Raw genomic sequence first — 25,170 nt, 5'->3', positions numbered from 1 at the left:
GGAGGAGAACAGATGGCAGAGAGAACGCATCATTGCGGACAGGTAACGACAGAAGATACAGGCAAGCAAGTCCAGCTGAAGGGCTGGGTGCAAAAGCGCAGAGACTTGGGCGGGTTGATTTTCATTGATTTGCGCGACCGCACCGGCATTGTGCAGGTTGTATTCAATCCGGAAACATCTCCGGAAGCGCTGAAGACTGCGGAGTCTGTGCGCAACGAGTATGTCTTGCATATTGATGGCCTTGTGGTGGAGCGCGAGGCGGGACAGGTGAACGAAAATCTGGCAACCGGCCGCATTGAAGTGCAGGCAACGGCAGTGCGTGTCCTGAACAGCGCCAAAACACCGCCGTTTGCGATTGCAGACCAAACAGAGGTATCCGAGGATGTTCGTTTGAAATACCGCTATTTGGACCTTCGCCGTCCGGTGATGTTTGAAACCTTTAAGATGCGCCACAATGTAACGAAGGCCATGCGCAACTTCTTGGACAACGAGGGCTTCCTCGATGTAGAAACGCCGATTTTGACGAAGAGCACACCAGAAGGTGCACGCGACTATCTCGTGCCAAGCCGGGTGCATCCAGGCGAATTCTACGCGCTGCCGCAATCGCCGCAAATCTTTAAGCAGCTGCTGATGGTCGGCGGCTTCGAGCGCTACTATCAGGTGGCACGCTGCTTCCGTGACGAGGATCTTCGTGCGGACAGACAGCCGGAATTTACCCAAATTGATATTGAGATGTCCTTCCTGACGCAGGATGAGCTCATTGAAATGATGGAGCGCATGATGGCGATGGTTATGAAGGAAGCGAAGGGTCTGGAGGTACAAACGCCATTCCCGCGCATGACGTATGCGGATGCCATGGGCCGTTACGGCTCTGACAAGCCGGATACACGCTTTGAAATGGAGCTGATGGATCTGTCTGAATTCGCGGCAGGCTCCGGCTTCAAGGTGTTCACAAGCGCAGTGGAGAGCGGCGGACAAGTGAAGGCCCTCAATGCCAAGGGTGCAGCAGACCGCTACTCCCGCAAGGATATTGACGCGCTGACAGAGTTTGTGAAAATTTACGGCGCGAAAGGCCTTGCTTGGCTGAAGGTGGAAGCAGATGGCCTTAAGGGTCCGATCGCAAAATTCTTTGAGGGAGAAGACAGCGAAGCCCTCATCAGTCTGCTCGGCGCAGAAGCTGGCGATCTGCTGCTGTTTGTGGCAGACAAAAAGAGTGTTGTTGCGGACAGCCTTGGTGCCTTGCGCCTGAAGCTCGGCAAGGAGCTGGGCTTAATCGACAACAGCAAGTTCAATTTCCTGTGGGTGACAGACTGGCCGCTCCTGGAGTACGATGAGGATGCTGGCCGCTATTTCGCGGCGCACCATCCGTTCACCATGCCGGTGCGGGAAGACCTGCCGCTGCTTGACAGCGAACCGGGCCGTGTGCGTGCGCAAGCTTATGACCTTGTATTGAACGGCTATGAGCTTGGTGGCGGTTCCCTGCGGATTTACGAGCGTGACGTACAGGAGAAAATGTTTGAAGTGCTTGGCTTCTCCAAGGAAGAAGCACGGGAGCAATTCGGCTTCCTGCTTGAGGCGTTTGAGTACGGCACACCTCCGCATGGCGGCATTGCCCTTGGTTTGGACCGTCTGGTGATGCTGCTGGCGGGCCGCACCAACCTGCGTGACACCATCGCCTTCCCGAAAACGGCAAGCGCAAGCTGTCTCCTGACGGATGCCCCGAGCCCGGTTGTGACAGCGCAGCTGGATGAACTGCACCTGCTGCTGAAGAAGTAAAAGGATATGAAGCGAATCCCGTGTGGGCATACTGAGTCTGCATGGGATTTTTTATAGGTCCGGGAAATTTCTATACAGGCAGCCGGAAAATCGTTAGAATACATGAGGATGATTCTTTTAAGGAGTGTGCGTATATGCTGCATCAATTTTCAAGAAATGAACTGGCCTTCGGCAAGGAAGGTCTGGAAATATTACAAGGCAAAACAGTTGGCATTTTGGGCATCGGCGGAGTAGGCTCCTTCTCGGCAGAGGCGCTGGCCCGTTCCGGCGTCGGCCGCCTCGTTTTAGTGGACAAGGATGTTGTGGATATCACCAACGTCAACCGCCAGATTCACGCACTGCTGTCCACTGTCGGCAAGTCAAAGGTGGAAATGATGAAGCAGCGCATTTTGGATATCAATCCAGAGTGCGAGGTCATTACCCTGCAAATGTTTTATACAGAGGAGACATCCGAGCAGTTCTTCTCCTATGGGCTGGATTTTGTTGTGGATGCCTCCGATACCATTACATATAAAATCCATCTCATCAAGGAGTGCCTGCAACGGAACATCCCGATTATTTCGAGCATGGGCGCGGCCAATAAGATGGACCCGACACGCTTCCGCATTGCGGATATTTCCAAAACACATACGGATCCGATTGCAAAGGTGATCCGTACAAGACTGCGCAAGGAGGGCATCCGCAAAGGTGTGCCCGTTGTCTTCTCTGATGAGAGCCCGATTGTCATCCGCGAGGAAATCCGCCAGGAAATTGTGCCGGATGAGGGCACGAAAATCCGCAAAGCCAAGATGCCGCCTTCCTCTAATGCTTTCGTGCCTTCTGTAGCCGGGCTCATTATGGCCAGCTATGTAGTGCGTGAGGTGCTGAAGGAAGTCAAAATCCATCGTGTCGGCACAGACAAGTAATACAGCCGAAGGGCTGCTGCAGTGGGCACTATGTCTACTGCGGCGGCCCTTTTTTAGATTTTGTTCCAAACACCTGCTGTAAAAGCTAGATTTTCAATTTTCTGAATAAAAATGCAGTGTATGGAAGGTTATCGTTTACTTTCTCAGTTTCCTACCTTACTATAATAAGAGAGTTTCCGGACAAAACAGTGACGGAAGAACAGAAGGGAGGGAAACCTTGAAGGGCTGTTTGCCCTTTGAGTCGACAACATGAAGAAAGCCACATCAATTTTGCTGGCAGGAGCCATACTGACGGGGGCTGCCGGCACAACGGTTGTTCATCCAATTCCTGCCTTTGCGGGTCAGGTCCAGACAGGTGAACTCGGGAAAACGATTAAGGTGAATATAAAGATTTATAGTGCGAAGAACCCCTCTTCGGGCTACACTGTCGGCCAGCTTGCCCAGGGCGAGCTGCTTGCCATCCGCAGCCGCGATGCCAAGTGGGCAGAGATATTATACAAGAGCAAGAGGGCCTATGTATTGCTGCAGGATATACAGCTTGTAAAGCCGGCGGAGGAAAGGGGTACATATCTGCTTCATAATTCAGTGAACGCACAGTTTTACGATGCACCGAACCTGTCGGCGGCAACTGCCAACGGAGCGGCGCCGCAAATTTTGAACGCCTCCAGAAAGCTGGGAAACTGGTATTATATCAGTACCTGGCTTGGAGGGAAATGGGTATATAATGATGCACACCAGCTTGAAGAACGGAAAATAGAAACCTTGAAGGCAGAGGCCTTTTTAAAGACAAGCCAGCAGCAGGCTGTGTACAATGGCCCGTTTCTGTATACGAAAACAGCATCTTTGCTGCCGCAGCAAATTGTTGCTGTATACCGCCGTTCGGGAAGCTGGTACGAGGTCCAAACAAACTCAGGAAAGAAGTGGATGTATGATACAAAAGCTTCCTTTGTCACCGGAGTTGATTTGTCCAAGGCAGAACAGCTTGGCGCGGTGCGCTTCCGTTTTACGAGGGCTGTGTCTGCATACACACTGCCGGTTTCCTACGGAACAGGCGAGGTGCTGCAGCCAGGGATTGTAACGGTATCGAGGCAACTCGGCACCTGGTACGAGGTGAATACACCTGCCGGCAAGCGTTGGATAGATGCTTCCGGAGCCGGCAGCATGACAAAAGAGACGCCGATTGATTGGGCGCCGGTGCAAACACTTGGGAAGGCTGCTTTATATGTGGGACAAGCTGTGAGAGCCTTCATGCAGCCAAGCGATTTTTATATCACAGAGGAAGTTCTGGCGCCGGGAACCTTGTATGCATCACGCAAGCTGAACAATTGGTATGAGGTGGATACGCCAAAAGGCAAGCGCTGGGTTCGGGCTGCAGATGCTTCACCTTACTATGTATCAGGGAAGATAGAAGACAGCATCGGCAAGCTGCCGTTGACAAAGCAAGTGATGCTTCACAATGGCCCGTTCCAAGAACTGGCCACAACCCAGGCATTGGCACCGCAGGTTGTGCGTACGCTGGCGAGAACAGCAGGCTGGATTCAAATCGACACAGCCGCTGGTCCAAAATGGATTCCGGATGCTGAAGGGTTTACGGCAGATACCTCCACTTATCAATGGGTGACAGCCTCCTCGCGCGGAACAACGAAAGACTATGCCGTGGCGTATGGGAAATATGCAGACAGCCAGGAGGACAAGTACCTGGTAAAGGATGGCGTTGTGATGGAGATGCAGCGGGGCTTTGTGCGCGCGGCCGGTCCAAATGCCACCGTCAGCGTATACGATCCGCAAACGAAACAGGCACTGACCTACTTTGCGAAAGGAACTGATCTTGGGTTTGTGAAGACAGATGGAAATTACATCTATGTGTCCTATGAAGGGAAAACGGCGCTGCTGAAGCGTGCCGAAGCGCAGCTTATTCCGGACCTGACAGGACAGCCGCAGTCTTATTTTGAGCGGGCGGGCAATCTGCTGTACCGCCGTGTCTATGAGGCTTCCTCCGGACAGTACAGCTCCTATTCCATGGGGCCGGCACCGGCGCAGCTGACTGCCGGCAAGCGGTATTATACGTATGACCGGACGCAGATTGGCGGCATGGACAGCTATGAGTATTTCAACTACCTGCCGCTGCGGGTGAAATCCTCCTACACAGCGCAGGAATTGAATGATTATATAAATCTTGCCTATCCGGCCACGCTGCGGGCATTGTACCCGATTCCGCCGCTTCTTGGAAAGGCGCAGACCTTCATTGATACAGCCAACCGGTATAATATGAATGCTTCGTATCTGCTGGCACACGCCATCCATGAATCGGCATGGGGAACAAGCCGCATTGCCAGAGAAAAGAACAATCTGTTCGGTTTTCGGGCAGTGGATTCCGACCCGTATGGCGGTGCAACCAGCTTTTCCACCTTTGAGGCAGGATTGGATTATTGTGCCAAGTACATCAATGATACGTATTTCAATACAAGCGACTGGCGCTATGCCGGGGCCATCTTGGGAGATAAGGCCCGCGGCATGAATGTACGGTATGCAAGCGACAGTGATTGGGGCAGCGAGATCGCTGCTTATATGTATCGAATGGATGCCATGTATGGGAACCGCGACCGAAACCGCTATCAGCTCGCTGTGATGAACGCAGGTGTGAAGCAATATAACGCGTCCTTTGGGGTCGCATCCACTGTGTCCATGCCAACCTTTGCGGCAATCCGCGCCACGGTGACGAATGTTCAAGGAACCTTTTATGAGATTACCTCCAACAATCCATCGTCTGTGAAGCTTTATGTGCGGACAGCAGATGTGAAGCTCATTCGGGCTTATTAAATGAAAGGGCTGATCCGGCACCATGGCTGAATCAGCCCTTTGTTGTGTAAGAACAAATGTACAGTCCAAATTTTCCACGTGTTACAGGACAGTCCCTACTGTGAGATAATATCCAAATTCCCGTTCTGATCCATTTTGAAAATGGGCGCGAGACGCTCCTCCTGGTCATTGAGCAGCACCATTTTGCGGGCCCGATCCATAATGCGGATGAGTGCTTCATAGTCCTCCTGAATGGTGGACTGCTGATCTGACAGCTGCTGCAGCCGCTTCTCCAATTCTTCATTCTTTTGCTTAAGCTCTTCATTCTGCCTGGCCAGCAGTTGATTTTCCACCTGCAGCCGTGATATATCCTGTGCGGAATGCTGCAGTCCCTGTAAATAGGCAATCACATCCGGAAGGGAGAAGGCTGGATTCCCTGCAGGGTTTGGCATGATTTCCTCGGAGAATTCGGCATCAATAATAAGCTCGGGGCGGGTGGCGCGCGCTATTTGCGGCCGCTGCGTCTGGGCCAGAGCCCGCTTTAATTCCTTGCGCTGCCGCTTTGCCAGTTGTACCGCCTCTTCATAGCTCTGCCGCACCTCTGCATTCCAGCGGAAGCCGCAGGCAGCTGATGTGCGATTGAGAAGATCGCCGACCTCATCGAAAGCCTTCAGTTGTGTACTGCCTTCCCGGATATGCCGAAGGACAGTTTCTGCCAGCAGCACGTCATCAGCTGCGGTCCAGGCATCCTGGCGTGTTTTCATAGTTGAACCTCCACTGTAGGATGTTTTTTGCTTAGAGTTGCCGCCATGCTCTAGTTTTATGCAATTCTCTCTGCTTGCGCCTTTTTTGCTGCATGATACTATAAGAGAAGATACTTTTATGCAGGAGGGGTGCTTATGCTGTTTCAACAGGAACCGCTCGCATCACGTATGCGCCCGCGCCATCTTGACGAGCTGATTGGCCAGGAGCACGTCATCGGCCGGGATACGGCTTTATATAAGATGATTCAAAACGGCCATGTGCCGTCCATGCTGCTGTATGGCGAGCCTGGCATCGGCAAAACCTCGCTCGCCTACGCGATTGCCGGCACGGCGGGAAGAGAATTCTATGCCTTGAATGCGACAACCTCCGGGAAGAAGGATATGGAGGAGGTCGTGGAGCAGGCGAAGCTGGCGGGGGGCGTCATCCTGTTCATCGATGAAATCCATCGGTTCAATAAAGCACAGCAGGATTATCTCCTGCCGAACGTGGAGAAGGGGATTGTGACATTGATCGGGGCAACGACGGAAAATCCCTTCCACGACGTCAATCCCGCCATCCGCAGCCGCTGCGGGCAAATCAAGCAGCTGAAGCGGTTGGACAAGGAGGCGGTTGTCCGGCTGCTGCAGCAGGCTTTGTCCGACCGTGAGCGCGGGCTCGGGCAGTATACGGTTCATATGGAGGAGAGCCTGCTCGGGCATATTGCCGGCGCTGTTAACGGAGATGCCCGCTCTGCGCTGAACGTGCTGGAGGATATTATATTTGCGGCTTCGGATTTCGGGTCTTACGAGGTGAACGTGGATGCGAAGACTGTGTATGAATGCGTCGAGGGCAAGGGCTTCGCCCATGATAAGAATGGTGATTTGCACTACTCGCTGCTGTCTGCGTTTCAAAAGAGCATCCGCGGCAGCGATACCGATGCGGCATTGTACTACTTGGCACGCTTGCTCGAAGGCGGTGACCTTGTGTCTCTTTGCCGGCGCCTTACCGTCATTGCCTATGAGGATATTGGCTTGGCCAACCCGCAGATCGGGCCCAAAGTGGTGGCAGCCATCCAGGCTGTTGAGCGTCTGGGCCTGCCGGAAGCACGCATTCCCTTATCTGTGGCAACCATTGACCTCTGCTTATCTCCGAAATCCAACACCGCCTATAAGGCGCTTGACCGGGCGATTGCCGATGTGCGCAGCGGCAAGTTTGGTGAAATCCCGGACCATCTCAAGGATGCGCATTACAGCGGGGCGGCAAAGCTTGGCCACGGTGTGGGCTATAAGTATCCCCATGACTATCCAAACGGATGGGTTCAACAGCAGTATCTGCCAGATGAGTTGGCGGGTACATGTTACTACGAGCCAAAGGAAGCCGGGGAAGAGAAATATGCGGCAAAGGTGTATGCAAGATTGAAAGAGCTAAAGGGGCAGTAAGGCGGGTTGCATTTACGTTTCCAGTTGAAATATGATGGTAGTATCCAGTATGCTATACTTTTGGAAGGAAGATGGGGAAAAAGAGGTGTACGTATGAAAATTTCAACGAAAGGCCGTTACGGCTTGACGATTATGGTAGAGCTTGCCAAGAAATATGGAGAGGGGCCAATTTCCTTAAAATCCATTGCCCAGGCGCATGAGCTGTCTGAGCATTATCTGGAGCAGCTGATTTCACCGCTGCGGAATGCCCGGCTCGTCAAAAGTACACGCGGTGCATATGGGGGATATGTACTGGCAGACCAGCCGTCCGCAATTACGGCAGGAGATGTCATTCGTGTGCTGGAAGGACCAATCAGCGTAGTTGAGGTGCTCGATGAGGAAGCGCCGGCGCAGCGCCAGCTGTGGAGCCGGGTGCGCGATGCGGTGCAGGAGGTCTTGGACAGCACAAGCCTGGAGGATCTTGTCCGCTATGAGGAGGAGAACGGCGCCGGGTATATGTTCTATATTTAGTGAGCAGTATTGTGCATAAGGAGTGATTCGCATGGAGCGTATCTATTTAGACCATGCCGCCACGTCTCCTGCGCATCCGCAGGTCGTGGAGAGCATGCTTCCATATATGACAGAGGTGTACGGCAATCCGTCGAGCATCCATTCTTTCGGGCGGCAGAGCAGACAGGCTGTCGATGAGGCCCGCCGTGTGTGCGCGGCCAGCATCGGCGCCGGGTACCAGGAAATTATTTTTACAGCTGGCGGAACAGAAGCGGATAATCTCGCCATTCTGGGCGTTGCCCGGGCGAACCGCAGCAGGGGAAATCACATCATTACGACAGCGGTTGAGCACCATGCCGTATTGCATACGTGCCGGGTGCTCGAGAAGGAAGGCTATCGCGTGACATATCTGCCGGTCGACCAGGCCGGCCGTATCTCTTTGGCTGATTTGCAAGCGGCGCTGACAGATGAGACCATTCTGGTCACCGTTATGTTCGGCAACAATGAGGTGGGCACGGTGCAGCCGATTGCTGAAATCGGCGCGCTGCTGCAGCAGCATCAGGCGTATTTCCATACAGATGCGGTGCAGGCGTACGGTCTGATGAGCATCGATGTAAAGGAACTGGGCATTGATCTCTTATCCATCTCAGCCCATAAAATCAACGGCCCAAAAGGGGTCGGCTTTTTGTATGCCCGCAATGGCGTGAAGTTTGAACCATTGCTGATCGGTGGCGAGCAGGAACGCAAGCGCCGGGCCGGGACAGAGAATGTGCCGGGCATCGTCGGCTTGCGGACAGCCGTGCAGCTGTCGCTGCCGGCGCGTGAGCAAAAAGCTCACCAATACCGGGCATTTAAAGATATAATGTTATCTGTCTTCCAGGCGGAAGACATTGCTTTTGAGGTCAACGGCAGCCTTGCGGACGGTCTCCCGCACGTGTTGAATATAAGCTTTCCCGGCATGAGCGTGGAATCCTTCCTGGTCAACCTGGACCTGGCCGGCATTGCGGTATCGAGCGGATCTGCATGCACAGCCGGTTCCATTGATCCATCACACGTGCTGGTGGCGATGTTCGGCAAGCAGTCCGAGAGAATACGTTCATCCATCCGCTTTAGCTTCGGTCTTGGCAACACGAGAGAACAGGTGGAAAAAGCGGCATACGAAACAGCGAAAATCGTAAAACGATTGGCGCAAAACTAGAATGGCGGAGGTGACAGAGATGAACAAACAACCTCACGAAACACGCGTTGTCATCGGCATGTCCGGCGGCGTCGACTCCTCTGTGGCGGCGCTTCTCTTAAAGCAGCAGGGCTACGATGTCATCGGCATTTTCATGAAAAACTGGGACGACACAGACGAGAACGGTGTCTGCACGGCAACGGAAGATTACAATGACGTGATTGAAGTGTGCAACCAAATCGGCATCCCGTATTATGCGGTAAACTTTGAAAAGCAATATTGGGACAAGGTGTTCACTTATTTCCTGGATGAGTACCGCGCCGGCCGCACGCCGAATCCGGACGTCATGTGCAATAAGGAAATTAAATTCAAGGCATTCCTGGAGCATGCGGTGGCGCTCGGTGCCGATTATCTGGCAACTGGCCACTATGCCCAGGTGGCATACCGCGACGGAGAATATAAAATGCTGCGCGGCGTGGACGACAATAAAGACCAGACGTACTTCCTGAACCAGCTGGGACAAGCGCAATTGTCCAAGACGATGTTCCCGCTTGGCGCTTATACGAAGCCGCAAATCCGGGAAATCGCGAAGGAAGCCGGCTTGGCGACGGCAGCGAAGAAGGACAGCACCGGCATCTGCTTCATCGGCGAACGCAACTTCAAGGAGTTCCTGAGCGGCTATCTGCCGGCGCAGCCCGGCATGATGACGACACTGTCCGGCGAAGTGAAGGGCAAGCATGACGGCCTCATGTATTACACCATCGGCCAGCGGCACGGCCTTGGCATCGGCGGCAACGGCGATCCTTGGTTTGTTGTCGGCAAGAACCTGAAGGACAATGTGCTGTATGTGGAGCAGGGCTTCCATAATGAACTGCTGTATGGCGACGAAGTATTCGCGACTGACATCGGCTGGGTAAGCGACAAGCCAACAGCGGCAGAATTCAAGTGCACAGCGAAATTCCGTTATCGTCAGGCAGACAATGCTGTAACGGTTCAGGTGCTGGAGGGCGGCAAAGTCCGCATCCTGTGCGACGAGCCGATCCGTGCCATTACACCGGGACAGGCGGTTGTCTTCTATGATGGCGAAGAGTGCCTCGGCGGCGGCACGATTGATGAAGTGTACCGCGGCGGCGAGAAGCTGACGTATTTGGGATAGCAACAAGAAACCTCAACCTTTCTTTAGGCTGAGGTTTCTTTTATGATAGAGATATAAACTGATGAGGTGAAAACAATGACAAGACTGGAGCAAGGCATTCAATATATGCAAGAGGGCAAGTGGGAAGAGGCGGCGAAGCTGTTCACAGAGGAAATTGAAGAGAATCCGTCCAACCCGATCGGCTATGTGAACTTTGCCAACCTGCTGGATGCCATCGGTGATTATGAACGCTCTATTGCTTTTTATGAAAAAGCGCTGGAGCTGGATCCGAAGCTGGCGGCAGCCTATTATGGCCTGGGCAATCTTTTGTATCAGCAGGAGAAGTTTGAATCAGCGCGGGCGATGTTTGAGCTGGCCATGCAAAATGGCCTGCATAACAGCGACTTGTATTTCATGCTTGGATTTACATACGTGGAGCTTGGCAATGACCGCCTGGCGCTGCCGTACCTGCAGCGGGCAGTGGAACTGAACGAAGGGGATGTGGAGGCAGTATTCCAATACGGGCTGTGCCTGGCACGCCTTGGACATGTGGCTGAGGCAAGGCCGCAGTTTGAGAAGGCAATTGAATTGGACGACGAGCATGCGGATGCTTACTACAATCTGGGGATTGTGCATGCTTACGCTGAAGATAACGGGAAAGCGCTGGAGCTGTTTAGAAAGGCGGTGGCGCTTCAGCCGGACCACTATTTGGCGGGTAATGCCATTCGCCTGCTGGAGCAGAATTTGCAATAAAGCGGAAAGGGGAGCGGCTATGCAGAACAGCATGGACTTGTTCGAAGAAGAACAGAAGTTTGTCAAAGGACAGGTGCTTCATACCATCTTCCATAATGAGGACAATCTGTATTCTGTCGTGCGCATGAAAGTAGTGGAGACGAATGAAAATTACGAGGAGAAGGAGCTCATGATCACCGGGCACTTTCCCCGCATGCATGAGGAAGAAATCTTCACGCTGTCAGGCCGCTTCAAGGAGCATCCGCGCTACGGCATGCAGTACCATGTAGAAACCTTCAAGAAGGAGCTGCCGCAGACCAAGGGCGGCATCGTACAGTACCTGTCGAGCGATCTGTTCAAGGGCATCGGCAAGAAAACGGCGGAGAAAATTGTGGAGCACCTTGGCAACGGAGCCATTGCGAAAATTATGGATGACCCTTCTGTACTGGACAGCATCGTGCCGCAGGATAAGGCAAAGGAGATTTACGGCACAATTGTGGAGCATCAAGGCCTGGAGAAGGTCATGAGCTTTTTGAGCGGCTATGGCTTTGGAACGCGCTTGTCCATCAAAATTTATCAAACGTACCGCGACCAAACGCTCGATGTCATCCGCCACCGCCCGTATCAGCTCATTGAAGAAGTGCAGGGCATCGGCTTTGGCCGTGCGGATGATATCGGGAAAGCGTTCGGCATTTCCGGCAATCACCCGGACCGCATCCGTGCCGGCTGTCTCTTTACGCTTGACCATGTCTCAATGCAGGATGGCCATGTATATATGACACTCGAGCAGCTTGTTGATCAAACCTTGGAGCTGTTGAACAGCCATGAGGTGACCGTGCAGGACAGCGACATTCTGCAATGTGTGGCGCAGCTGCAGAGCGAGGAGAAAATTGTGGCCGAGGACGGGCGCATCTACATGGCATCCATGTATTACGCGGAAAAGGGAGTTGTCTCGTCCATCCATAAGCTGATGCAGCAAAAGCGGGGCGATGTGTTTCCAGAGGCGGAATTTTTAAAAACGCTTGGTGACATTGAGGAACAGCTGAAGGTGCAATATGCGCCGCAGCAGCGGGAAGGTGTGCAGACAGCTCTCCACCAGCCGTTCATGATTTTGACTGGCGGACCGGGTACCGGAAAAACAACTGTCATTAAAGGGATTGTGGAAATGTATGCGGCGATGCATGAGCTGTCCTTGAACTCAAAGGATTACGACGATAAGCAGGTGTTTCCAATCCTGCTGGCGGCGCCGACCGGACGGGCGGCAAAGCGGATGAGCGAATCGACAGGCTTGCCGGCCTGCACGATTCACCGTCTGCTCGGCTGGACGCCGGAAGGCTCCTTCCAGCGCAATGAGCATGACCCAATTCAGGGCAAGCTTCTGATTGTTGATGAATTTTCCATGGTTGATATCTGGCTGGCAAACCAGCTGTTTAAATCACTGCCGGCTGATATGCAAGTCATCCTGGTGGGCGATGAAGACCAGCTGCCGTCTGTTGGACCGGGCCAGGTGCTGAAGAACCTGCTCGAGGCCGGTGTGGTGCCGACTGTCAGGCTGACCGACATTTACCGGCAGGCGGAAGGCTCTTCTGTCATTCAGCTCGCGCATGCCATCAAAAGGGGACAGGTTCCCCGTGACATTGCCGTCCAGCAGGAGGACCGGTCCTTTATCGGCTGCGGCGGAAGCCAAGTGATGGATGTGGTGAAAAAGGTGTGTGAAAATGCAAAGACAAAGGGCTTTACTGCCAGAGATGTGCAGGTGCTCGCTCCGATGTACCGCGGGCCGGCCGGGATCCATGCGCTGAACAAGTCGCTGCAGGAGGTGTTCAATCCGGCGGGCGGCCGGAAGCGGGAAATTCAGTACGGCGAAGTTGTGTACCGGACGGGCGACAAGGTGCTGCAGCTCGTCAATCAGCCGGAGAGCCAGGTGTTCAACGGCGATATCGGCGAGATTGTCTCTATTTTCTACGCCAAGGAAAATGTGGAGAAGCAGGACATGGTGGTCATCTCGTTTGATGGCATTGAGGTTACCTATACGAAGCAGGACTTCAGCCAATTCACGCATGCGTATTGCTGCTCCATTCATAAATCACAGGGCAGCGAGTTTCCCATTGTGGTTTTGCCGGTGGTTAAGAGCTATTACCGGATGCTGCGGCGCAATTTGCTGTATACCGCCATCACCCGCAGCAAGAAGTTCCTGATCTTATGCGGCGAGCCGGAGGCCTTCCAGTCAGGGGTGGGCCGCATGGATGATGCAGTACGGCAAACCACGCTGTGCGAGAAGCTGCGGGAGCGGTTCTCGGTCGGGTTGCCTGCGGGTGTGGACATTGAGCCGGAAAGCGGCCTGCCGCTGCACGATTTGGAAGAACTTTCGCCGTATGACTTCATGTAGGCGGGAGCAAAGTAAGAGTGATGCCGGAGGGTACAGAGCCTCTGTATAAATCCGGCAAGTTTGGACATACTGGCGTACTAGAATCCTGTGAGCGTGAAGGAGAGGAAGACGCCATGTTCAAGTGTCCAAACTGTAAAAGCAAGGATATCGGCAAAATCGGAGTGAACCAATACTATTGCTGGAATTGTTTTATTGAGCTGTCCGTTTCCAAAGGGATGATTATGACGCATCAGGTGGAAGAGGACGGTTCGCTCAGTTCGCTGGATGATTTGTTTGATGAAGGTGATAGAACAATCAGCATGTAAGGAGGGTTTTGCATGAATGTGAAGTCATCTCTTGTTGCAATGGGCTTGGGAGCGGCAGCTTACCATTACGCCCGTAAGAGTGATGTATTTTCCGCCAAGACTGTGAAGAAGGCGCGCAAAGCAGTCAAGTCTTATTTCTAAGGAGAGAGGGAAGTCCCTCTCTTTTTTGTGTGAAAAAGCTTCAGTGAAAAATCCAAACCTCTCTTGTCATCGGGGTGTAAGCGGACAGATGCAGGTTGTCTCACGCTGCCCTCCTTTTCATAAGGTGCGTCTGGAAGGGCATGGTTGTTTTTTACAGAAAAGTCCGGCAGGGGGCAGTATGGGTATAATGATATCCTTCCCGTTCCACAATAAGGGGAGCGGAGGGATGACCGTTGAAGAATTTGAAAATTATTTGGATCTACAGGCTGGGCCTGCTGCTGCTCTTGTTCCTGTGTCTGCTCGTGTTCCTGAAAATCAAACCGGTGTGGGCGCCGGTTGTCGGTATTTTGAAGCTTGTGCTGACGCCCTTCTTGATTGCCTATTTTATCGGGTATTTGCTGCATCCGCTTGTAGAAAAGCTGCATAAGCAGGGAATGCCCCGTGTGCTTGCCATCCTGCTCATTTATGTGCTGTTCTTTGGCGGGGTAGGCTATGGGCTGTACAAGGGCATTCCTGTGGCAGTGTCGCAGCTGAAGGATATGAACGAAAATTTTCCGCAATTTATGTCCATGTATGACCATTGGCTGGACCGAATCCAAAGGAATACAGCGCAAATGCCGGAGTTTGTGAGCGATAAAGTGAAGCAAATATTTATCGGCGTGGAGGCCAAGATTCAGGGCTTGCTCGACCGGATGATGAGCTCTGCGCGGGCTGTGCTCGATTCTCTGCTCATCATCGTACTGATCCCGTTCATTGTATTCTACATACTCAAGGATTACGACGAACTCTACCATCTCTTTTGGCGCATTGTGCCCGGGCGATGGCGCGGCAGCGGAAAAAGGCTTGTGCACGCCATTGATGAATCGCTCGGGAAATATATCCGCGGGCAGCTGTTTGTCTGTTCGGTGCTTGCCGGCTTGGCAGCATTGGCGTTCTGGGCCATCGGGCTCAAGTATCCGCTGCTGCTTGGCATCCTAATCGGCGTCACGGATATCATTCCGTACTTTGGCCCCATTCTCGGAGCCATCCCCACCCTCATTGTGGCGGCCACCATAAGCATGAACATGATTATGAAAGCAGTGGTGACACTGCTGGTGCTGCAATTCTTGGAGAGCAACATCCTGTCACCCTATATTGTCGGCAAGTCGCTTCATATGCACCCCGTTGTCATCATGCTGGCGCTTCTTGTCGGCGGCGAGGTGGGCGGCATCCCGGGCCTTATTCTGGCAGTCCCGGCGCTGGCCGTCATCCGGACGGTCTATCAGCATTCCCGGACAATTTGGGCGAAGCATTGACAGCATTTTCACGATTCGCTATACTGACAAATAAGTGAATCTGTAAATCATTGATGGATCGAGTACGCAGCAGACCGTCTTGCAGAGAGAAATCCCCATGGCTGAAAGGGATTTCAGGCGAAGGGCCGCGGAAGGCTAATCCGGAGAGCAGCTAATACCTGCCGTCTTGCCACGTTACGGCAGCTCGAGGTGATGGAGCCCACGGCTCCATAATCAGGGTGGTAACGCGAGTATACTCTCGTCCCTGCTAATAGGGACGGGAGTTTTTTGTTTTTTACTACATAAAGGAGGAATTCATATGAAAAAGCTGACTGGCTCCCAAATCCGCCAGATGTATCTGGACTTTTTCCAAGAAAAAGGCCACGCAGTAGAACCAAGCGCATCTCTTGTTCCGCACGATGACCCATCTTTGCTGTGGATTAACAGCGGTGTGGCAACGCTGAAGAAATACTTTGACGGCCGTGTTGTGCCGGAGAACCCGCGCATTACAAACGCGCAAAAGTCCATCCGGACAAACGACATTGAAAATGTCGGAAAAACAGCGCGCCACCATACATTCTTTGAAATGCTGGGCAACTTCTCCATCGGTGATTATTTCAAGGAAGAAGCCATCACTTGGGCTTGGGAGTTTCTGACGAGCGAAAGATGGATTGGCTTTGACCCGGAAAAGCTGTCTGTGACCATTCATCCCGAAGATGAGGAAGCCTTCACCTACTGGCATGAAAAAATCGGTGTGCCAAAGGAACGCATTGTACGCCTGGAGGGCAATTTCTGGGATATCGGCGAAGGCCCAAGCGGACCGAACACTGAAATTTTCTATGACCGCGGCGAAGCATACGGCAACGACCCAAGCGATCCGGAGCTGTATCCAGGCGGTGAGAATGAGCGTTACCTGGAAGTATGGAACCTCGTGTTCTCCCAGTTCAACCATAACCCGGACGGCACGTACACGCCGCTGCCAAAGAAGAACATTGATACAGGCATGGGCCTGGAGCGCATGGCTTCTGTTGTGCAGGATGTGCCGACGAACTTTGATACAGACCTGTTCATGCCGATTATTGAAGCGACGGAAGCCATTTCCGGCGAGAAATACCGTGCCGGCGATCTGGAGAAGGATACAGCCTTCAAGGTAATTGCTGACCATATTCGTACGGTGGCATTCGCAGTGGGCGACGGTGCGTTGCCGTCCAACGAGGGACGCGGCTATGTATTGCGCCGCTTGCTGCGCCGTGCGGTCCGCTACGCGAAGAAGCTGAATATCAACCGTCCGTTCATGTATGAGCTGGTGCCGGTTGTCGGCGAGATTATGCAGGACTTCTATCCTGAAGTAAAAGAGAAGCGTGACTTCGTTCAGCGCGTCATCAAGAACGAGGAAGAGCGCTTCCATGAAACGCTGCACGAAGGCGAAGCCATTCTGGCTGCTGTGATTGAAAAGGCAAAGCAGGCCGGCAGCGATATGATTTTCGGCGAAGATGCGTTCCGTCTCTATGACACGTATGGCTTCCCGGTGGAACTGACGGAAGAGTACGCGGAGGAAGCAGGCCTGAAGGTGGACCATGAAGGCTTTGAAGCAGAAATGGAGAAGCAGCGTGAACGTGCGCGCGCGGCCCGCCAGGACGTGGATTCCATGCAGGTGCAAGGCGGCGTGCTGCGTGAAGTGAAGGCGGAGAGCCGTTTCGTCGGCTACGGCGAACATGAAACAAGCAGCTCGATTGTAGCGCTGCTGCAGAACGGCGAGTATGCCAGTGAAGTGCGTGCCGGTGAAGAGGCACAGCTCATTCTGGACGTAACTCCGTTCTACGCGGAAAGCGGCGGCCAAATTGCCGACCATGGGTACCTGCTTGCTGAAGGCGTGAAGGTGTTCGTGAAGGACGTGCAAAAGGCGCCAAACGGCCAAAACCTGCACCAGGTTGTCGTTGAAGAAGGCACACTGACAGCAGACGTGAAGCTGACGGCTGTCATCGATAAGCAAAACCGTTCTGGTGTTGTGAAGAACCATACCGCAACACATCTGCTGCATCAGGCGTTGAAGGATACACTGGGCACGCATGTAAACCAAGCCGGTTCCCTGGTAACGGCTGAGCGTCTGCGCTTTGACTTCTCCCATTTCGGCCAAGTGCAGCCGGATGAACTCGAGCAGATTGAGCGCATCGTGAACGAAAAGATTTGGGACAGCATCGCGGTTGACATTTCCCAGAAGCCGATTGCGGAAGCAAAGGCAATGGGCGCCATGGCGCTGTTTGGCGAAAAGTACGGCGACGTGGTGCGCGTGGTGCAGGTCGGCGATTACAGCCTGGAGCTGTGCGGTGGCTGCCATGTGGACAACACAGCATCCATCGGCATCTTCAAGATTGTATCTGAGTCCGGCATCGGTGCCGGTACACGCCGTATCGAAGCGGTGACAGGCAAAGCGGCTTACGAGCTGATGAACAGCCAGGTTGGCCTGCTGAAGGAAGCGGCAAGCAAGCTGAAGACGAATCCTCGCGACATTTTGACTCGTGTGGATGGGATGTTTGCAGAAGTGAAGCAGCTGCAGAAGGAGAACGAGTCATTGGCAGCGAAGCTCAGCAACATTGAAGCCGGCAGCCTGACAGACAAAGCTGTCGAAGTCAGTGGCGTGAAGGTGCTGGCAAGCAAGGTCAATGCTGCAGATATGAACAATCTGCGTACCATGGCAGACGACCTGAAAAACAAGCTCGGCTCCGCAGTCATTTTGCTGGCCTCTGTAAATGAAGGCAAGGTGAACCTGATTGCCGGCGTCACGAAGGACCTGATTTCCCAAGGCTACCATGCCGGACAGCTGGTGAAGGAAGCGGCAACACGCTGCGGCGGAGGCGGAGGCGGCCGTCCTGACATGGCGCAGGCGGGCGGCAAGAATCCGGAGCAGGTGGACCAAGCGCTGGCTGCAGCAGAAGACTATGTCAAATCTGTTTTAAAATAAAAGTAGAATGGTGTACAATAAGGGCAGGGAGAAGGGCTTCTTCTCCCTACTCCCATAAAAGCGAGGTGCTTACGTATGGACTCCTTCGATAAAACGATGAAGTTTACGTTTCAGGAAGAAACACAAAGCGTCCATGTCAACGATGTCCTGCTGACTGTTTATGATGCGCTTCAGGAAAAAGGCTATAACCCGATCAACCAGATTGTCGGATATCTGTTAAGTGGAGACCCAGCATACATACCCCGTCATAAAGATGCTCGCAACATCATCCGCAAGCTTGAGCGCGATGAACTGATTGAAGAGCTGGTGAAATCTTACTTAAAGCATCATCGCGAGGAATAGGCATGCGTATCTTAGGTTTGGATGTAGGAACAAAAACAGTCGGCGTCGCCATGAGCGATGAAATGGGCTGGACTGCACAAGGCATCGAAACGATTCGAATTAACGAAGAGCGGAACGAATTCGGGTTTGAACGTATTGAAGAGCTTGTTAAAGCCTACAATGTAGATAGTATTGTCGTTGGACTTCCGAAAAATATGAATGGTACGATTGGCCCCCGCGGCGAAGCGTGCCAGCTCTTTGCGGAGCGTCTGCGCGAGCGTCTCGGCTTGGAGGTCGTTTTATGGGACGAGCGTCTTTCCACGATGGCAGCCGAGCGTTTTCTCATTTCAGCGGACGTGAGCCGCAAGAAACGAAAGCAGGTCATTGATAAAATGGCGGCAGTCGTGATTTTACAAGGCTATTTAAACAGCAAACAATGAGGTGGATCACATGTTGGAAGAAAATCAAATTACAATTGTGGACGAAGAGGGCAACGAAGTATTGTGCGATATCGTGTTCACATTCGAAAATGACCAGTTTGGCCAAAAGCTGTATGTAGTGTTCTCTCCAATCGGCGAGGTGGACGAAGACGGCGAGCGCATCTATGATGCGGCCATTGTGGTTGAGGGCGAAGGCGATGACGAAGGCGGTTCCCTGCTTCCAATTGAGAATGAGGAAGAGTGGGAAATGGTGCAGGAAGTATTCGGCGCGTTCCTTGAAGATGAAGAGGGCGAAGAAGAGTAAGAACGGAGAGGGCAGCTGAAGCTGTCCTTTTTTCTTTGCCTGCCAGTCAGAACCTCCCTTCGGTGGGCTGAACGAACCGGCTCCGCTTTTCTTGGTGTCCAACTCCGCCGGTTAGCCCACTGCCAGGGAGAACCCAACCTCATAAAAGGCAAAAAGCGCCTTTTAGAGGCCGGAACCTCCCTTCGGTGGGCTGAACGAACCGGCTCCGCTTTTCGGTGTAGAATTTTATCGAACTGTGTTGTTAGAATATAGTATAATAGTACAGATTATGTAGGGGAGGGTTGTACTTGTTCAATGATTATCAAGCGCAGCGAAGAAGGAAGCTGAGGCGCAGGGTCACGGCAGTTCTTGTGCTGCTCCTCCTGTTGGCAGCAGGTGGGGGCTACGCGTATATGCAAATAGCTTTGAAGCCGTTGGAAGCGGGAAGCAGCAATAAGAAGGAAGTCGTGATTCCAAAAGGCACCGGCACCGCAGGGATTGGGCAGATTTTACAAAAGGAAGGCATTATCCGTAGTGCGCTTATTTTTCAATATTATGTAAAAACAAATACAAAGAATGGCCTGCAGGCAGGTACATATTTGCTGAGTCCGGCAATGAGCGTCCGGGAGATTGCGGATGACTTGATGGCGGGCAAGGTGTATAATCCGATCCGCTTCAAGCTGGCGATTCCGGAAGGCACGCAGCTGAAGGAGATTGCGGCCGCGATTGCCAAAGAATTTAAAATGGATGAGCAGACCGTGCTGGCGCAGCTGAATGATAAAGCGTTTATACAAGGGCTGCAAAAGAAGTATCCAAAGCTGATCACCAATGAAGTATTTGCAGAGGGAGTCCGTTACCCGCTTGAGGGCTACTTATGGCCGGCGACGTACTCTTACCATAATACATCCTATACTGTGCCGGAAATCATTGCCCCGATGCTGGAAAAGACGAATGAGTATATCACAGCGCATGAGCAAGAGATGGGGGCGCGCAAGCTGACAGTACATCAGCTGCTGACCATGGGCTCACTGATTGAGGAAGAAGCCAGCGTATCCGCCGACCGGCAAAAGATTGCGAGCGTCTTCTACAACCGCATGGCCCAGCACATGATGCTGCAGACGGACCCGACAGTGCTGTATGCCCTCGGCAAGCATAAGGAACGTGTGCTGTACGAGGACCTGAAGGTGAATTCGCCTTACAATACCTATGTAGTCTACGGACTGCCAATCGGGCCGATTGCGAACGCTGGGGCATCGTCGCTCGAAGCAGCCATGAAGCCGGCGCAGACGGATTACTTGTACTTCCTGGCAGCACCGACGGGCGAAGTGTTCTTCGCAAAAACATTGGCTGAGCACAATGAGCTGAAGAATAAATATATTACACAAAAGAAATCCTGACAAAAGAGGGGGAGATAAAAAATTCGCATCTCCCTCTTTTTTTATGGTATAATATATCGGGTCAAAAATAAGTAAACCCACATGCAAAGCGCTCACAGATTAGAGGCGCTCTTTTCTTATGGTTTTTCATATCAGGCTGGCAGCTGAGGCTTTTGTCCTCAGCTTTTCATATCAGGGAGGTTCCGTTATGGGACAGGATGCAATTTCACAATATCTCCTTTCTTTCGTGCCGGAAACAAGCGGGCTGATTCAGGAGATGGAGCAATATGCCGCTGAGCATGGTGTGCCGATTATGGACCGGCTTGGCATGGAGTTCATGCTGCAAATGCTGCGCCTCATTGAACCGAAGCGTATTTTGGAGATTGGCGCGGCAATCGGATACTCGGCAATCCGGATGGCACAGGCATTCCCGGACGCCCATATTGTCACGATTGAGCGGGATGAGGAGCGCTATGCCAAAGCTGTTCAGTATATCGGCGATTCAGAAGCGGCCGCACGCATTGCGCTGATTCAAGGAGATGCCTTGGAAACCGGCGAGCAGGTTAAGCAGCATGGCACCTTTGATGTAATCTTTATTGATGCGGCAAAAGGGCAATATCAGCGCTTTTTTGAGCTGTATGCGCCGCTGCTGCGGGAGAAGGGTGTTATCATTACGGATAACGTGATTTTCCGCGGGCTCGTGGCGGAAGAAAATATTGAAAATAAGCGGATGCGCAGTTTAGTAAGAAAGATTCGAACCTATAATGAATGGTTAATGGCCCATCCGGATTATGATACAACGATTTTCCCGATTGGAGACGGGGTTGCAGTAAGCAAGAAGAAGGGATGACGAGAATGAAGAAACCAGAACTGTTAGTGACACCAAAAACAGTCGCCGATATTCAGCTGCTGGCACAGGCCGGCGCCGATGCGGTTATTATCGGCGAACAGCGCTATGGCTTGCGCCTGGCGGGCGAGTTTTCCCGTGAGCAAGTGAAGGAAGCGATCGCGGTTGCCCATGAGAATGGCATAAAGGCATACGTGGCAATGAACGCCTTATTCCATAATGACGCAGTGGATGAGCTGAATGATTATATTGCATTTGTTGCAGAAGCTGATGCAGATGCGGTTGTATTTGGCGATCCGGCGGTGCTGATGGCTGTGCGCGAGACGGCGCCGGGCATGAAGCTGCATTGGAATACAGAAACAACAGCCACAAACTGGTTCACTTGCAACTACTGGGGACGCAAGGGTGCCAAGCGTGCAGTCTTGGCGCGTGAACTCAGCATGGACGCTGTAATTGAAATCAAAGAGAATGCGGAAGTGGAGATTGAGGTGCAGGTGCACGGCATGACGGCGATGTTCCAGTCCAAGCGTTCTTTGGTGGGCAATTATTTTGAATATCAAGGCCGCAACATGGAGATTGAACAGAAGAAGATGGAACCGAACATGTTCCTGCATGATAAAGAACGAAACAGTAAATACCCCATTTTTGAGGATGTCAACGGCACTCATATTATGAGCCCGAATGATATCTGCATCATTGATGAGCTTGAGGAGCTGATTGATGCAGGCATTGATTCCTTCAAAATTGATGGTGTCCTGAAGAGCTCTGAGTACATCATTGAAGTAACGAAAAAATACCGCAAAGCAATTGATATGTGTGTGGAAGACCGTGATGCGTATTATGATATCAAAGATGAACTGTACCAAGAGATTGAAGCGATGCAACCGGTGAACCGTCCGCTGGATACCGGATTCTTTTATAAAGAGACAGTATATTAAGAGGAGGGCAACAGCATGACTGTAAAAGAAGAAATTTTCCGCATCATTGACGGCAAGCGTGTGATTGTGAAGAAGCCGGAGCTGTTGGCGCCTGCCGGCAATCTGGAAAAGCTGAAGATTGCCGTCCGCTATGGAGCCGACGCTGTGTTCCTTGGCGGGCAAGAGTTCGGTCTTCGTTCCAACGCCGATAACTTCACACAGGAGGAAATGGCGGAGGGTGTGGCGTTTGCGAACAAATATGGTGCGAAAATATACGTAACAACGAACATTTTTGCGCATAATGAAAACATGGAAGGCTTGGCAGAATATTTACAGGGGATTGAGCGTGCAGGGGTGACAGGCATTATCGTGGCTGATCCGCTTATTATCGAGACCTGTAAGCAGGCTGCGCCTTCTCTGGAGATTCACCTGAGCACCCAGCAGTCCCTGTCCAACTGGAAAGCGGCAAAGTACTGGAAGGAAGAGGGTTTGCACCGTCTTGTATTGGCGCGTGAAACAAGCGCCGAGGAAATTCAGGAAATCAAAGAGAAGGTCGACGTTGAGATTGAAGCCTTCATTCACGGGGCGATGTGTATTGCCTATTCCGGCCGCTGCACCTTGAGCAACCATATGACAGCCCGCGACTCCAACCGCGGCGGCTGCTGCCAGTCCTGCCGCTGGGATTATGATCTCATCCAGACCGCATCCCAGGACTTGACGGCAGAAGAGCGCCAGCTGTTTGAAGAGAGTGACGCACCATTTGCCATGAGCCCTAAGGACCTGAATCTGCTGCTGTCCATTCCAAAGATGATTGAAATTGGCGTAGACAGTCTGAAGATTGAAGGCCGGATGAAGTCCATCCATTACATTGCGACAGTGGTCAGCGTATACCGCAAAGTAATTGATGCGTACTGCGCAGATCCGGACAACTTCCAGTTCAAGCAGGAATGGATTGAAGAGCTGGACAAGTGTGCCAACCGTGAGACAGCCTCCGCGTTCTTCGAAGGCGTACCGGGGCATCAGGAGCAAATGTATGGCAACCATAGTAAGAAGACAGCCTATGACTTCGTTGGCATGGTGCTCGACTATGATGCCGAAACAGGCATTGCGACCATTCAGCAGCGCAACTTCTTTAAGCCTGGACAAGAAGTGGAATTCTTCGGTCCGGACATTGAAAACTTCACACAAAAGGTGGAGAAGATTGTGGATGAAGAAGGCAGCGAGCTCGATGCGGCCCGCCATCCGCTGCAAATCGTCAAGATCAAGGTAGACCAGCCGGTCCACCCATATGACATGATGCGCAAACGAATGAAGCAATAAAGAAAAGCGGAGGGGACTCGTTTGGCTTCCTGGCAGGAAGCCAGTCCCTGCAGCTGAACAAAAAGAAAAGCGGAGCCGGTCCATCCGGCTTCAGCTCAATAAGAAAGAGTGAATTGGACATGGGGAAGAACAAGCCTGTCGTAATCGGTATTGCCGGCGGCTCGGGGTCCGGAAAAACGAGTGTCACAAAAGCAATTTTTGAGCATTTCAGGGGACACTCCATTCTGATGCTGGAGCAGGATTATTACTATAAAGACCAAAGTCACCTGCCATTTGAAGAGCGGCTGCAAACAAACTATGACCATCCGCTTGCCTTTGACAACGACCTGCTGATTGCCCATATTAAGCAGCTGCTGAAATATGAGGCCATCGAGAAGCCGGTGTATGATTACAAGCTCCATACACGCTCTGCTGAAACGATTCATGTGGAGCCAAAGGACGTGGTCATCCTGGAAGGGATTCTCGTGTTGGAGGACAAGCGCTTGCGTGATCTGATGGATATTAAGCTGTTTGTGGATACAGATGCGGATATTCGTATACTGCGCCGCATGCAGCGTGATATTCAAGACCGCGGCCGTACACTGGAATCGGTTATTGACCAATATATCAATGTGGTTCGCCCGATGCACAATCAGTTCATCGAACCATCCAAGCGTTATGCGGATATCATTATCCCGGAAGGCGGCCAGAACCATGTGGCCATTGACATCATGGTAACAAAAATCGCAACAATTCTTGAGGAAACCGTCGTTTTATAATAGTATAGAGAAAGACGTCGCCAGGAAGGGATTTCCTCCCTGACTGGCGAATACATATGAAAAAGCCTCACCTGTGCCCAGGTGAGGACGTCTTTATATAAGCTGCCGGATGGCGGGAACTTTGGCGGGACAAAAAAGGAGTGGAACATATTGGCTACTGAGAAAACATACCCGATGACACAAGCGGGCAAAGAGAAGCTGGAGCAAGAACTGGAATACTTAAAGACAGTGCGCCGCAAAGAGGTTGTGGAGCGCATTAAAATCGCGCGCAGCTTCGGCGATTTGTCTGAGAACTCTGAGTATGATGCGGCGAAGGATGAGCAGGCATTTGTGGAAGGCCGTGTGACACAAATTGAAAATATGATCCGCAATGCGGTCATCATTGAAGAAGAAACAGGCAATTCCTCCGTTGTCGGACTGGGCCGCTCTGTTACGTTCCAAGAGCTGCCGGAAGGCGATGAGGAAACCTACACGATCGTAGGAAGTGCAGAGGCTGATCCCTTCGAAGGGAAAATCTCCAATGACTCCCCGATTGCACGCAGTCTGCTTGGCAAACAGGTAGGCGATGAAGTGACAGTGCAGACGCCGGGCGGCGAAATGCGCGTAAAAATCGTTTCTGTCAAGTAAATAGGTATGAAACA

At 52.3% G+C, this 25,170-nt stretch carries 23 protein-coding genes and 1 other annotated feature; of the genes, 22 read left to right on the top strand and 1 reads right to left on the bottom strand.

Annotation, left to right across the window (positions count from 1 at the left end; all coding sequences use genetic code 11):
* The first annotated feature begins 12 nt into the window (after nt 1-12).
* From aspS to NK662_RS01830, 3 genes are all read left to right on the top strand, one after another.
* Complete coding sequence (gene aspS, locus NK662_RS01840) at nt 13-1,776, top strand: aspartate--tRNA ligase (RefSeq protein ID WP_254756763.1); 1,764 nt, start codon at nt 13-15, stop codon at nt 1,774-1,776.
* 134 nt (nt 1,777-1,910) lie between these two features.
* Entirely contained in the window at nt 1,911-2,681 is a 771-nt protein-coding gene (locus tag NK662_RS01835) for a tRNA threonylcarbamoyladenosine dehydratase (protein WP_254756761.1), read from the top strand.
* A gap of 249 nt (nt 2,682-2,930) precedes the next feature.
* The gene (locus tag NK662_RS01830; protein ID WP_254756759.1) at nt 2,931-5,501 is read left to right on the top strand and encodes an N-acetylglucosaminidase; all 2,571 of its coding nucleotides are present in this window, start codon (nt 2,931-2,933) and stop codon (nt 5,499-5,501) included.
* 95 nt (nt 5,502-5,596) lie between these two features.
* Here NK662_RS01830 and NK662_RS01825 read toward each other — a convergent pair whose 3' ends face one another.
* The gene (locus tag NK662_RS01825; RefSeq protein WP_254756757.1) at nt 5,597-6,244 is read right to left on the bottom strand and encodes an RsfA family transcriptional regulator; all 648 of its coding nucleotides are present in this window, start codon (nt 6,242-6,244) and stop codon (nt 5,597-5,599) included.
* Between the two features lie 135 nt (nt 6,245-6,379).
* Between NK662_RS01825 and NK662_RS01820 the strand changes: the two genes are divergently transcribed.
* The 19 genes from NK662_RS01820 (at nt 6,380) to greA (ending at nt 25,156) form a co-directional block, all read left to right on the top strand.
* Nucleotides 6,380-7,663, top strand: coding sequence for a replication-associated recombination protein A (locus tag NK662_RS01820; RefSeq protein WP_254756755.1), 1,284 nt, complete (start codon nt 6,380-6,382; stop codon nt 7,661-7,663).
* Between the two features lie 93 nt (nt 7,664-7,756).
* Entirely contained in the window at nt 7,757-8,173 is a 417-nt protein-coding gene (gene cymR, locus NK662_RS01815; RefSeq protein WP_254756753.1) for a cysteine metabolism transcriptional regulator CymR, read from the top strand.
* 31 nt (nt 8,174-8,204) lie between these two features.
* Nucleotides 8,205-9,350: a cysteine desulfurase family protein gene (locus tag NK662_RS01810; RefSeq protein WP_254756751.1), complete on the top strand. Its 1,146-nt coding sequence runs from the start codon at nt 8,205-8,207 to the stop codon at nt 9,348-9,350.
* Between the two features lie 19 nt (nt 9,351-9,369).
* The gene (gene mnmA / locus NK662_RS01805) at nt 9,370-10,485 is read left to right on the top strand and encodes a tRNA 2-thiouridine(34) synthase MnmA (RefSeq protein WP_254756749.1); all 1,116 of its coding nucleotides are present in this window, start codon (nt 9,370-9,372) and stop codon (nt 10,483-10,485) included.
* Between the two features lie 75 nt (nt 10,486-10,560).
* On the top strand, nt 10,561-11,217 hold the full coding sequence (locus tag NK662_RS01800) for a tetratricopeptide repeat protein (RefSeq protein WP_254756748.1): 657 nt from the start codon (nt 10,561-10,563) through the stop codon (nt 11,215-11,217).
* Nucleotides 11,218-11,236: 19 nt separating this feature from the next.
* Nucleotides 11,237-13,585 (top strand): SF1B family DNA helicase RecD2, encoded by a 2,349-nt coding sequence (recD2, locus tag NK662_RS01795; protein WP_306470810.1) that lies wholly within the window; start codon nt 11,237-11,239, stop codon nt 13,583-13,585.
* Nucleotides 13,586-13,698: 113 nt separating this feature from the next.
* The gene (locus NK662_RS01790) at nt 13,699-13,890 is read left to right on the top strand and encodes a YrzR-like zinc ribbon domain (protein WP_254756746.1); all 192 of its coding nucleotides are present in this window, start codon (nt 13,699-13,701) and stop codon (nt 13,888-13,890) included.
* Nucleotides 13,891-13,902: 12 nt separating this feature from the next.
* A complete protein-coding gene (locus NK662_RS01785; RefSeq protein ID WP_254756744.1) occupies nt 13,903-14,031 on the top strand; it encodes a DUF3918 family protein in 129 nt (42 codons plus the stop codon).
* Nucleotides 14,032-14,264: 233 nt separating this feature from the next.
* Nucleotides 14,265-15,326, top strand: a complete 1,062-nt coding sequence (locus NK662_RS01780) for an AI-2E family transporter (protein ID WP_254756742.1) — start codon at nt 14,265-14,267, stop codon at nt 15,324-15,326.
* A 41-nt stretch (nt 15,327-15,367) separates the two neighbouring features.
* Nucleotides 15,368-15,575, top strand: a binding site (T-box leader).
* A 49-nt stretch (nt 15,576-15,624) separates the two neighbouring features.
* Complete coding sequence (gene alaS / locus NK662_RS01775; RefSeq protein ID WP_254756740.1) at nt 15,625-18,267, top strand: alanine--tRNA ligase; 2,643 nt, start codon at nt 15,625-15,627, stop codon at nt 18,265-18,267.
* A 75-nt stretch (nt 18,268-18,342) separates the two neighbouring features.
* Nucleotides 18,343-18,609: an IreB family regulatory phosphoprotein gene (locus NK662_RS01770; protein ID WP_254756738.1), complete on the top strand. Its 267-nt coding sequence runs from the start codon at nt 18,343-18,345 to the stop codon at nt 18,607-18,609.
* A gap of 2 nt (nt 18,610-18,611) precedes the next feature.
* A complete protein-coding gene (gene ruvX / locus NK662_RS01765; RefSeq protein ID WP_254756736.1) occupies nt 18,612-19,028 on the top strand; it encodes a Holliday junction resolvase RuvX in 417 nt (138 codons plus the stop codon).
* Nucleotides 19,029-19,041: 13 nt separating this feature from the next.
* Complete coding sequence (locus NK662_RS01760) at nt 19,042-19,332, top strand: DUF1292 domain-containing protein (RefSeq protein ID WP_254757425.1); 291 nt, start codon at nt 19,042-19,044, stop codon at nt 19,330-19,332.
* Between the two features lie 287 nt (nt 19,333-19,619).
* Complete coding sequence (gene mltG, locus NK662_RS01755) at nt 19,620-20,708, top strand: endolytic transglycosylase MltG (RefSeq protein ID WP_254756734.1); 1,089 nt, start codon at nt 19,620-19,622, stop codon at nt 20,706-20,708.
* A 187-nt stretch (nt 20,709-20,895) separates the two neighbouring features.
* Complete coding sequence (locus NK662_RS01750) at nt 20,896-21,537, top strand: O-methyltransferase (RefSeq protein ID WP_254756732.1); 642 nt, start codon at nt 20,896-20,898, stop codon at nt 21,535-21,537.
* Between the two features lie 5 nt (nt 21,538-21,542).
* The gene (locus NK662_RS01745; protein ID WP_254756731.1) at nt 21,543-22,472 is read left to right on the top strand and encodes a peptidase U32 family protein; all 930 of its coding nucleotides are present in this window, start codon (nt 21,543-21,545) and stop codon (nt 22,470-22,472) included.
* Between the two features lie 15 nt (nt 22,473-22,487).
* Nucleotides 22,488-23,771, top strand: a complete 1,284-nt coding sequence (locus NK662_RS01740) for a peptidase U32 family protein (protein ID WP_254756729.1) — start codon at nt 22,488-22,490, stop codon at nt 23,769-23,771.
* 119 nt (nt 23,772-23,890) lie between these two features.
* Nucleotides 23,891-24,529 carry a uridine kinase gene (udk, locus tag NK662_RS01735; RefSeq protein ID WP_254756727.1) on the top strand — a complete coding sequence of 213 codons (639 nt, stop codon included), beginning with the start codon at nt 23,891-23,893 and terminating at the stop codon, nt 24,527-24,529.
* A gap of 150 nt (nt 24,530-24,679) precedes the next feature.
* Nucleotides 24,680-25,156 (top strand): transcription elongation factor GreA, encoded by a 477-nt coding sequence (greA, locus tag NK662_RS01730; protein ID WP_254756725.1) that lies wholly within the window; start codon nt 24,680-24,682, stop codon nt 25,154-25,156.
* Nucleotides 25,157-25,170 lie beyond the last annotated feature (14 nt).

Origin of the sequence: Ectobacillus ponti (assembly GCF_024294785.1) — a bacterium.
GTDB classification, from domain to species: domain Bacteria; phylum Bacillota; class Bacilli; order Bacillales; family Bacillaceae_G; genus Ectobacillus; species Ectobacillus ponti.
This window is presented reverse-complemented; position numbering and strand designations above follow the sequence as displayed.